At 63.7% G+C, this 10,504-nt stretch carries 13 protein-coding genes; 12 read left to right on the top strand and 1 reads right to left on the bottom strand.

The window, feature by feature from the left end; genetic code table 11:
• The 11 genes from ACSSV4_RS22675 to ACSSV4_RS22625 form a co-directional block, all read left to right on the top strand.
• A partial coding sequence (locus ACSSV4_RS22675) for an IS110 family transposase (protein ID WP_454277263.1) occupies positions 1-1,163 on the top strand: 1,163 nt, incomplete at its 5' end.
• A gap of 430 nt (positions 1,164-1,593) precedes the next feature.
• Positions 1,594-2,793 carry a DUF932 domain-containing protein gene (locus ACSSV4_RS22670; RefSeq protein ID WP_422907282.1) on the top strand — a complete coding sequence of 400 codons (1,200 nt, stop codon included), beginning with the start codon at positions 1,594-1,596 and terminating at the stop codon, positions 2,791-2,793.
• Between the two features lie 128 nt (positions 2,794-2,921).
• Complete coding sequence (locus ACSSV4_RS22665) at positions 2,922-3,362, top strand: JAB domain-containing protein (RefSeq protein ID WP_422907281.1); 441 nt, start codon at positions 2,922-2,924, stop codon at positions 3,360-3,362.
• A gap of 110 nt (positions 3,363-3,472) precedes the next feature.
• Positions 3,473-3,991, top strand: a complete 519-nt coding sequence (locus tag ACSSV4_RS22660; protein ID WP_422907280.1) for a DNA repair protein RadC — start codon at positions 3,473-3,475, stop codon at positions 3,989-3,991.
• A 97-nt stretch (positions 3,992-4,088) separates the two neighbouring features.
• Positions 4,089-4,580, top strand: a complete 492-nt coding sequence (locus tag ACSSV4_RS22655) for a DUF6878 family protein (protein ID WP_422907279.1) — start codon at positions 4,089-4,091, stop codon at positions 4,578-4,580.
• A 10-nt stretch (positions 4,581-4,590) separates the two neighbouring features.
• Positions 4,591-4,968 (top strand): DUF6915 family protein, encoded by a 378-nt coding sequence (locus tag ACSSV4_RS22650; RefSeq protein WP_422907278.1) that lies wholly within the window; start codon positions 4,591-4,593, stop codon positions 4,966-4,968.
• A 1-nt stretch (position 4,969) separates the two neighbouring features.
• A complete protein-coding gene (locus tag ACSSV4_RS22645; RefSeq protein ID WP_149615703.1) occupies positions 4,970-5,167 on the top strand; it encodes a hypothetical protein in 198 nt (65 codons plus the stop codon).
• Positions 5,168-5,242: 75 nt separating this feature from the next.
• The gene (locus tag ACSSV4_RS22640) at positions 5,243-5,662 is read left to right on the top strand and encodes a hypothetical protein (RefSeq protein ID WP_149615704.1); all 420 of its coding nucleotides are present in this window, start codon (positions 5,243-5,245) and stop codon (positions 5,660-5,662) included.
• A complete protein-coding gene (locus ACSSV4_RS22635; RefSeq protein ID WP_422907277.1) occupies positions 5,655-6,299 on the top strand; it encodes an antitoxin of toxin-antitoxin stability system in 645 nt (214 codons plus the stop codon). Before ACSSV4_RS22640 ends, ACSSV4_RS22635 begins: the two co-directional genes overlap by 8 nt.
• 65 nt (positions 6,300-6,364) lie before the next feature.
• A complete protein-coding gene (locus tag ACSSV4_RS22630) occupies positions 6,365-6,766 on the top strand; it encodes an MbcA/ParS/Xre antitoxin family protein (RefSeq protein ID WP_028095451.1) in 402 nt (133 codons plus the stop codon).
• Positions 6,763-7,464, top strand: a complete 702-nt coding sequence (locus ACSSV4_RS22625; protein ID WP_454277262.1) for an RES family NAD+ phosphorylase — start codon at positions 6,763-6,765, stop codon at positions 7,462-7,464. The genes ACSSV4_RS22630 and ACSSV4_RS22625 overlap by 4 nt, the downstream gene beginning before the upstream one ends.
• Positions 7,465-7,684: 220 nt before the next feature.
• On the opposite strand, the gene ACSSV4_RS22620 is transcribed toward ACSSV4_RS22625, so the two are convergent.
• Positions 7,685-7,981, bottom strand: coding sequence for a hypothetical protein (locus ACSSV4_RS22620; protein WP_454277261.1), 297 nt, complete (start codon positions 7,979-7,981; stop codon positions 7,685-7,687).
• A gap of 178 nt (positions 7,982-8,159) precedes the next feature.
• On the opposite strand from ACSSV4_RS22620, the gene ACSSV4_RS22615 reads away from it, so the two are divergent.
• On the top strand, positions 8,160-10,504 hold a 2,345-nt coding region (locus ACSSV4_RS22615), incomplete at its 3' end, for a strawberry notch-like NTP hydrolase domain-containing protein (RefSeq protein ID WP_454277260.1).

The raw sequence follows: 10,504 nt of genomic DNA, 5'->3' as shown, positions 1-10,504 counted from the left end.
TGGCCGCCAGCGCTCTATGCGCCCTTCACGCCCAACCCCAAAGTGGCCTACTTTTGCGCCGCCCTTTGGTCGGGTTTTACTCCGCCGTTGACACACCTTGGGCCGAAAAGGTTGCCTTGCACGAAATGGCATGCGGTGACGTGGACGCCTTGCTGAGCCTGATCGATAGAGCGAAGTCAAGGACCGGGAAGACAATCGACGAGACCGACGTCGTGGTCTGCTACGAGGCGGGTTACGAAGGATTCTGGCTCTATCGTCGCCTTGTCACGCTTGGGATCCGTGTCATCGTGATCGACCCCGCGAGCTTGCTTGTCGATCGCCGTGCCAAACGGGCGAAAACCGATCGGATCGATGCACGGGGTATGGTTCGCGCATTGATGGCCTGGGCGCGCGGCGAACGGCAGGTGCTGAGCGAGGTGCGCGTGCCGACTGTCAAGCAGGACGATGCGCGCAGAGGATTGCGCGAGCGCCAGCGTCTTGTGAAGGAAAGAACGGCACACGGAAACCGGATCAAAGGTCTGCTCAAAACACAGGGGATCATGGATTTCGATCCGCGCGCAGCGGATGCTGTTGCGCGGCTGGATGCGCTGGTGACCGGGGACGGACGTCACCTCGGCCCATGCTTGAAGCGGGAAATCACGCGTGAGCTGGAGCGCCTGAAGTTGGTGATGCGACAGATGGCCGATGTTGAAGCGGAGCGCGATAATGTGGTTGGTGACTGCGCTAACGAGACAGATGCTGGCTCGGGTTCCGAATGCGACGTTGCGATGATCGCGGCGCTTAATCGGCTGAAAGGAATCGGGATGAATGACGCCACGATCCTGACGCGCGAGGCGCTGTGGCGGGGTTTTCGTAACCGGAGGGAGATCGGTGGCTGGAGCGGCCTTGCGCCGGCCCCTTGGGCGAGCGGATCGGTGTCGCGCAGCCAAGGCATCACCAAAGCCGGGCCGCCGATGCTGCGGGCTCACATGGTCCAGATGAGTTGGCGCTGGCTCCACTGGCAGCCCGACAGCGAATTGGCAAAATGGTATCGCAAACGCACTGAGGGTGCGACAGGACGGATGCGACGCATCATGGTGGTTGCGCTCGCCCGCAAGCTGTTGATCGCCCTGTGGCGCTACGCAACAACGGGTCTTGTTCCTCGTGGTGCCATCGTGACCTGAACCAAGGAGACGCCAAATCGAATTCCCGCGCGGCTCGCGACCGCCGGGAATGCCGGGCGGATGTGTGACCGACCTCTCACTGGGCTGAAAGACGCCGTTTGTAGAGAAGGGTCCCGTCCCTCGAAGGGCAGCACCCGCAGCAAACGGGATTAGGGTTACGGCACCGGTGCTGACCGAGATTGCCGGACCGGATAAAAGTCGAGCCGGTGACGCGCTTTTGCAGACCACGCCCTTGCCAGGATCATCCCGGCGACCGATCGCCCATCGAGTCAAAAATATGAACCGGGTCTCAATCTGGGAAGGGTCGGTCGGATAGGTCGTGCCCTCTTGACAGAAGGTGGCTCCATAAAAGTGAGAGGGGTGCCGGTATCCCGGTGACGGGTTGATGGCTGGGAGAGTGGCTCCCGGTGCCTGTCACGGAGGAATGCCGATGGGTGTTGTGGAAGTACTGGATCCGGTTCAGCCGGCGCGGGCTGGTGGCTGGAAAGTGGACGTGAGCCGGGGGGAGCGAAACGGGCGGGTGTCGTCCGAATGGTTCAACCGGCCCGATGACGAGCGGTATCTCTCGCTCGACGATCTCTGGGCCAATGTGAAGGGGCGCTCTGAGCGCAGCCGCAGCCGGGTGGTGCAGACCGCCGATATCAGGGTCGAGGCCGCGCGCGACAACGCTGAGCGGTTGCACCTGATGCTGCCGAAAGCGCATGAACCGGTCGCGCCGACGCATTGGGCCTTCGGCCAGCTCGCCAGCATTGTCGGCGCTCCGGCCTCTTACCTTCGGCAGCTGCCCGCGCCTTTGGCGGGGATCAACCTGCAATACGGTTTGACCAACCACCGCGCCGAGCAGGTGAAGACCTTCGAGACCGAGGATGGCCGGACCGAACTGCGCGCCGTGACCGGTCCCGACTACGGTCGCATCCATGACTTCGAGCTTGTCGAGGCGGTGCAGCGCATCGCGGGCAATGGCACGGGCGATACGCGCTGGAAGGTGCCGGGTGTGCTGGATTGGTCGACCGGGGTCTACAACCCCGATGTCGAGATCAGCCGCGACACGACCACGCTCTACGCCTCGGACCGCGACGTCTTCCTGTTCCTGGTCGACGACCGCAATCCGATCGAAGCAGGCAAGTTGCCCGACGGCTCCCCCGATCTCTATTTCCGGGGCTTCTATTGCTGGAATTCCGAGGTCGGCGCGAAGACCCTCGGCATGGCGAGCTTCTACCTGCGGGCGGTGTGCCAGAACCGCAACCTCTGGGGCGTCGAGGATTTCCAGGAGATCAAGATCCGCCACTCGAAATACGCCGCCTCCCGCTTCGCCCATGAAGCGGCCCCGGCGCTGACGCGGTTCGCCAATTCCTCGCCACAGGGCTTCGTGAACGGCATCAAGGCGGCGCGGCAGCAGGTCGTGGCGCGCAGCGACGAAGACCGCGCGGATTTCCTGCGCAAGCGCGGTTTCTCGAAGGCCGAATCCGGCAAGATCATCGAGAAGGTGCTGATGGAGGAAGGCCGCCCGCCTGAGAGCATCTTCGATTTCGTGCAGGGCATCACGCGGCTTGCGCGCGACAAGACCCAGCAGGACGCGCGCCTCGACATGGAAGGGCGCGCCAAGAAGCTCCTCGACCGAGTCGGCTGAGGCGAACCTCGATACAGCGACCGCCCGCAAGCGTGGCGGTCGTTTCACCTCACTTACCACATGCATGCCGCTGGCCTTGCCCGATAGGGCAGGGGCCTTCGGTATTCGTGCAATACAGCGAGACCCTCATGACTCCCCAAGAAGAAACCGTCATCCTAGACGCCCGCGACATCCTCGGCCGCTATCTCAGCCAGAACCCTGTCATCGGCAGTTGGCAGGCGCTGCTGGACTATTGTGCGTTCAGCGTCCGAGGACCCATCGAGCGCTTCCACGTCCTCTACCTGTACCGCAAGAACCGCATCATCGCCGATGAACTGCTCTCGACAGGCACGGTCGACCATGTCCCGGTCTATCCACGCGAGGTGATCAAGCGGGCGCTGATGCTGAACGCCAGCGGGCTGATCCTGATCCACAACCACCCGTCGGGCGATCCGACACCGTCGGAGGCCGATCTAAGCATGACCGGGGAGATCCAGAAGGGGTGTAAGTTCTTCGGCCTGACGCTGCATGACCACATCATCGTCGGCGCCGGGACGGAACTGAGCCTGCGGGCCCTGGGCAAGCTGTGACGCGCCTTGCGAGCCTGCCGCCGTCACCCTTCCGAGGAAGAGGGCGGGGGTTTGGTCTTTGACGGTTTGAAGCGGGGAGAGAGGCTCTCCGCACCGTCGGAGATATGCCCATGTTCGACCTTCCTCTCCAAACTCAGCCGGAAACGCAGAAAACAGGTTTGCCGCCGAGCCTCCTGACCGTTTTTGCAGATCAAGACTTGCCGTTCGCACTCACGACGGCTTGCCATGCGCCCGCTGCTCTCATGTCCGGGCAGGCACACCCCAAGGTACTGGAGCGGTTTGCCACGCTGGCCGAGGCCATGCAGGGGGCAATCGTTCACGCCGAAGATATCACACCTGAAGACGCTCCGCGCATCCTGGCAATCCTCGATCGGGAGGGCCGTCTCGTTCTGGCCGGAGCTACCTTTGATGGCGGGGTCGCATGGTGCCACCCGGTCTCGGATGCCGCCGAAGCCCGCGCCGTCGTGTCCGAGGCCAGCCAGACCCGCGCGCAGGCCATGCGGGCGGCCGAGTGGCATGAACATGGCCTCGCGCGACGGCTGCGGCACCACGCCGACCTTCTCGATGCCCGTCTTGTCGATCCGCTCTGGCGTGTCTTCGCGTCTCGCGCCCTGCAGATCGCGGCGTGACGCCCGAGAGTCAGAGAAGGGCAGGGGAGGATGTGAACCTACGAGGACGAGAGAGAGCCTCGGGGTTCAGATCCTTTCCCTCATTTCGGAGTTTCCAATGTCCAAGATCGAACCCACCCTAGCCGCGCCGATGGCGCCGTCCAGGATTGATTTCACCGCCATGCTGGCCCGGCAGGCCGAGCGTGACGCGCGGATCGCAGCTTTGCGTCCGGCCAACAAGGAGCGCCTCTTCGATGGCCTGACTGCCGCGGGCATCACCCATGTGACCGTGAGTTTCGACGGCTATGGCGATAGCGGCCAGGTTGAAAGCATCGAAGCCTACGCGGGCGATACCGAGGTTGCTTTCCCCAAGACCGAAATCGCCTATGCCGCATTGACCTGGGACGACCCGGAGGTCGAGATGCGGGCGCTTTCGCTCGAAGATGTCGTGGAGCAGCTGGCCTACGACTTCCTCTCCGACACCCATGGCGGTTGGGAAAACAACGACGGGGCTTACGGCGAATTCTGCTTCGACGCGAGCGCTCGCACCATCCACCTCGAGTTCAACGAGCGCTTCACTTCGTCCGAACTTTACACACACGATTTCTAAGGGGGCGGCGATGGCACATCCCTACCACCACGCTCTATCCTCGGTGAAGAAATGGGGCGGCACGGTCGAGGATTTCATCTCGGTGCATGCCTGGTTCGACCAGAGCAAGGAGATCACAGCGGACTTCCGGCACCGGGCGCTGCGCCACCATGCCGAGGGCATCTTCATGGCCGAGACAATCTTTGGTCCGACGCTTACGCTCTCGACCGGACGCATCATCCCGACCCGGTGGGTCGGCGAGCAGCATGTTAAGGAGGACCTCGGCTTCATCCCGAGCTTCGCCGATTGGGTGAAGGCCATTCGGCCCGAGCCTTGGATGGGTCGGACCGAACGGATCGAGGCACAGGTCGATCCGCATCTCGCTTCGCCCGTGGTCGAGGTCATGTGACATGACCGATCCCACCTATCTAAGTCTTGGTTTGCCGCCGACCGCTTCGCGACTGGCAGTGGTTCGCGCGGCGGTCCGGGCGCTACACCCCGACACGCGCGCTGTTTGCAGTCTCCGGCTCGCGCGCAAGCGCTTCTACTGGCAGATGCTCTGCGCTCATGCCGCACGACAGGCGGCGGGCGACACGCCGACCGGCTGATCGTTCCCAACTACCCCTTCATCCCAACCGAGTGCCCGGCCTCTCGGCCGGGCCTTACCCATTCAGGAGGTCCCCATGGCGGATTACTTCACCCATTTCTCGTGCCTGCTCGACGTAGGCAGCCCCGACAAGGCGGCTCGCGCGCTCGCCCTGTTCCAGGAAATCCGAGCTGCGGATCAGGACGCCGACGATCCGGAAATCGCGGGCTTCGATCTCGTGCTCCAGGATGCCCCCGAGGGCTGCACCCTCTGGATCCATGACGATGACCACGGCGATGTCGAGGCGGTCATCCGCTTCGTGCTGCGCCTTGCCGAAGATCTCGACCTTACCGGCCTCTGGGGCTTCCAGTACGCCCTGACCTGCTCCCGGCCCCGCCTCGACGCCTTTGGTGGCGGCGCGCATGTTATCGATCTCGGCGCACGCAAATCCGTCGGTTGGACCAGCAGCCAGGAATGGCTGGCCGCCGCGCTGAACGGGGAGGACGTCGATGCCTGAGGTCATCTGCACCACCGTCTACCAGTTCCCCGAACTCTCGGATGCGGCCAAGGAAAAGGCGCGGAGCTGGTATCGCGAGTTTGGCCCCCACGACGATTGGTGGGACGCGGTCTATGACGATTTCGAGCGGGTCTGCGAGATCCTCGGCATCCGTCTGAACACCACCTCCGTCCGCTTGATGGGCGGCGGGACGCGGGCCAAGCCCTGCATCTGGTTCTCCGGCTTCTGGAGCCAGGGCGACGGGGCCTGCTTCGAGGGCTATTGGTCCCACGCCAAGGGTGCGGCCGCGCGCATCCGGGACTACGCCCCGACCGACGCGACGCTGCATGGCATCGCCGACCGTCTGCAGGCCATCCAGCGCCAGAACTTCTACCAGCTCGCCGCGGAGGCCAGCCACCGTGGCCACTATTACCACGAATATACCATGTCGATCGACGTCACGCGGGACAGCCCGACCTGGCAGCCGCCGACCGAGGACGCGGAAGATGTCGTGACCGAAGCGCTGCGAGATTTGGCCCGCTGGCTTTACCGCGAGCTTGAGGCCGAATACGACCACCTCACCTCGGACGAGGCCATCGAGGAGGGGATCATCGCGAACGCGTATACGTTTACGGAAGCAGGGCGGCGGTTCGGGTAACAGAGATCAAAGCGTAAGGTTCATTTGATCTTTACAGTAAGTCCATATGGACTATATTGAAGCCAATGGAGGACGCCATGTACGTTGCAGAGAAGATCCGGGAACCCGCACAGATCAACGCCGTCGCGCTGAAGGCCTATGCGCGCGTGGCTGATGCTTGGGGTCTCAGCCTCAAGGAGGCGGCTGGCCTTGCCGACATGTCAGAGAGCACGTGGAAGCGCGCCAAGAAGCCTGACTTTGCGGGGGAACTGACCAAGGACCAACTGCTGCGGCTCAGCGCTGTAATTGGCATCTTCAAGTCGCTCGAACTCTACTTCTCGGAGCCTCTGGCAAAAAGCTGGTTCACCCGACCGAACAAGGGGCCGCTCTTTGGTGGAAGTCGGCCAGTTGACACCGCCATCGACGGGGGTTTGCCGCAGATCCTCGCGGTTCGGACCTATCTTGATGCGTTGCGTGGTGGGGCATGAAGCAGACCGAGATTTCCGATCGCGGTCTCGTTCGTCTCCTGCCCGCCACCTACCACAAGCCACCATCGCTGCGCGGTCTCGTCGATACCGATGACGAGATGGAGATCTTGGCAGAGATCGAGGGCCTGACCAGTGGACGTCTACAGGCCGAACGCGGGCGCAACCCGCATCTGGACCCGCGCGAACTCGCTTGGCAACGCCGCAGCCGCGATCTGCGCATCTATGGGGACAGTCACGTCAACGCAGCCTTCACTTACACCCGCGCCGGCGGAAACCGCTTCAACGCCGAGGAGCGCGGCGCGTGGTACTGCGCATGGGATGTGATGGTTTCTGTCAGCGAAGTGGCTTGGCACCGCACACGCGAACTCGGCTTTACCGGCAGCTTCCACGATAGCGCCCGCTATGTGGAATTGCTGGCCGACTTCATCGGCGTCTTCGACGACATGACCGATGAGGCAGGTCATCCGGCGCTGCATCCGGATCCGGCTGTCGGGTATCCCGAGGGCCAAAGCCTGGCACAGCATCTGCGTCGGGGCGGATCCAAGGGCCTGATTTACCCTTCGGTCCGGGCTCCTGCATCGGGCGGGAATTGCTTGGTCTGCTTCGAGCCCCACGCAATTCAGAACGTTCGTCCGGGCGCGTCTTGGGATCTTGTGTGGGATGGGACACCGCACTACTCGATTGCGGCCGTCGGCTGACAAGTTACAGCGCATGCGCCTTTGGGGGTCCGAAGAAATGAAACAGGCAAACGACAACAGCGCGGACGTCACGAACTTGAAGCCATGTGACCATCAGCCGTTCTTTGAGGCGTTCGATTCTCCACCTTTACCGACAGAAGCGCTACGGGCAGCATTTCGTAGGCGGAGGGAAACTCTGGTGGATTCTTGCGCCGACAAGCCATCCACCAGCTGACACCCGTCACCTGTTCCCGTCGATCCACTTCGACATGAGCCCCTTGTCGCGGAAGCATTCGTCCGGAACGGCGCGCCGTTTGATCCGGGCGAGTTTCTCAGCGAAGGCCACCTGCTTGGACGTGGGCAGCCGGTCCATGTCCGATACCGGCTTCAGCCGGGCCTGAGCCTCGATCCAAGCGCTCAAAGATCGCCGGTCTTGCTGAACCTCCCAGGGCAGGAGCGTCCGGTTGCGCAGGGCGAGCGACCGCGCATAGGCGATCTGCTTGGGCGTCGCGGGCAGGGCGTGCGTGGTGCTTTCCATGGTGGAACCCCCTTTCTGGCTTGGCTCAGAAAATAGAACATAACAAGAACAAAATCAAGCCGAGCTTCCGGGACGCGTCGGATTCGAGAGGGAGAGAGGGGCCGGGAAAGATCAGGTCCGAGGCTGCCCGAGAGAGGGTGTCCGGGCCTGATCCTGTCCTTCATTCCGGAGTTTCCCGATGACCCATCTTGCCCCTGTTGCGCAGGCGTCCTTGCCTGCGCCCATTGTCCCGTTGGCAGCAAATCCTGCCCCTGCGATCGTTGCTGTTGCCGAAGCGCTGCAGCCCGATCTGGCGCAAGGGCTTCAGATCGACGCGCTGCGCCTGCGCCGCGAGATGGAACATGCCTTTGGCGGTTCCGATGCGACCGGTGCCTGGGACTGGAAGCTCGCCTATGAGGCGGGCGAGGTGGCGCTGATCCTCTTCCTGCGAAAGTTCGGTCGAGCGCTGCTCGCGCGTGCCGGCTCGCCTGCGGCGCTCTTGCCGATCCTCGCCAAGGTGGCAGGCCTCTTGCCCACGCACACCCGGCGGTCGGAAGAAATGGAGCGCTTTCAGCAATTCAGCACGCCGCTGCCCATGGGGCTCGCGGCTGTGGCGGCAGCACAGATCACGCCCCGCGACCTAGTCCTCGAGCCTTCGGCTGGCACCGGCCTTCTGGCGATCTTCGCCGAGATCGCCGGCGGCAGCCTTGCGCTGAACGAGTTGGCTGAGACCCGCGTCGATCTTCTTCGGCTGCTTTTCCTAGGTCGACCGGTCACGCGGTTCGATGCCGCGCAGATCGACGACCATCTCGACGCAGGCGTTCGCCCGAGCGTCGTCCTGATGAACCCGCCCTTCTCGGCCCAAGCCAATGTCGATGGTCGGTCGACCGAGGCGACGGCCCGGCATCTGCGCTCGGCCCTCGCGCGACTGGCCCCCGGCGGACGGCTCGTCGCCATCACAGGAGCCGGTTTCGCGCCGGATGCGCCTGCCTGGGCCGAGACCTTCGGCCGTCTGACCGAGACGGCCCATCTCGTTTTCACCGGCGTCGTGTCTGGCGCAGCTTTCGCCAAGCACGGCACCAGCTTCGAGACGCGGATTACTGTTTTTGACAAATGCCGCGGCGGCGAGCCGGGCGGCATCACCGCTGACCTGCGCCAACCCATGTCACCTGACGTCGCACATCTTCTGTCCCGGATCACCGCAGAGGTCCCGCTGCGCTTAGAGCTGGATCAGGCAGCTGCAATGGGGCAGGGCCATTCTTCTCTCTTCCCGGGAAACCCCGCCCTCACCACACGCAAACCCGTCAACCGATTGCGCGCGACCTCGGCAGCTCAACCGGCGAAACCCGAAACGCCGATTGAGGCTGAGGAACTGGACTACGCTCTCCGCGACGCCGCCGGGGACGCAGATGCCGCACGACTGTCCGACGCGATCTACGAGACCTTCCGACTGCAGGCGATCGAGATCCCCGGCGCGGCCCAACACCCGACCAAGCTTGTGCAATCGGCGGCCATGGCCTCTGTCGCACCGCCGAAACCCAGCTATCGCCCCAAGCTGCCTGCCGCCGTCCTGCGCGAAGGGCTCCTGTCGGACGCGCAGCTCGAGACCGTCATCTACGCAGGGGAGGCGCATGGCGCGCATCTCGCGGGGTCTTGGACCGTCGATGAGACCGGAGACGTGGTATCCGCAGCACCGGAGGATGCCGCTGACGCCGTCCGCTTCCGCCGGGGTTTCTTCCTCGGCGATGGCACCGGGGCGGGCAAGGGCCGCCAGTCGGCCGGGATCCTGCTCGACAACTGGGCCCGAGGAAGACGCAAGGCGCTGTGGATCTCAAAGAGCGACAAGCTGCTGGAAGATGCGCAGCGCGACTGGTCGGCGCTCGGGCAGGAGCGCCTGCTGGTCACGCCGCTCTCGCGCTTTGCCCAAGGCCGCGACATCCCGCTTACCGAGGGCATTCTCTTCACCACCTATGCGACGCTGCGTTCGGAAGAACGAGGCGGGAAGAAATCCCGTGTCGACCAGATCGTCGACTGGCTCGGGGCAGATTTCGACGGGGTGATCCTCTTCGACGAAAGCCATGCCATGGCCAATGCCGCCGGCGGCAAAGGCGAGCGCGGCGATACCATGGCCTCGCAGCAGGGCAGGGCGGGTCTGCGCCTTCAACACAAACTTCCGAATGCCCGCGTGGTCTATGTCTCGGCCACAGGCGCGACGACGGTCCACAACCTCGCCTACGCGCAGCGTCTCGGGCTCTGGGGCGGGGAGGATTTCCCCTTTCAGACCCGGTCGGAATTTGTGGAAGCCATTGAGGCTGGCGGTGTCGCGGCGATGGAGGTTCTTGCCCGCGACCTCCGGGCGCTCGGTCTCTACACGGCGCGGTCGCTGTCCTATGACGGTGTCGAATACGAGATGCTCGAACATGCGCTCAGCCCCGAGCAGCGCGGCATTTACGATGCCTATGCCGGGGCCTTCCGCACGTTATGCGCAGCTGCGCATAAGGTGCGTAATCGCGAGGACGCGATAATGCGAAGGAACGCGGGACT

The organism is Roseovarius sp. MBR-154, assembly GCF_053628595.1.
This window is presented reverse-complemented; position numbering and strand designations above follow the sequence as displayed.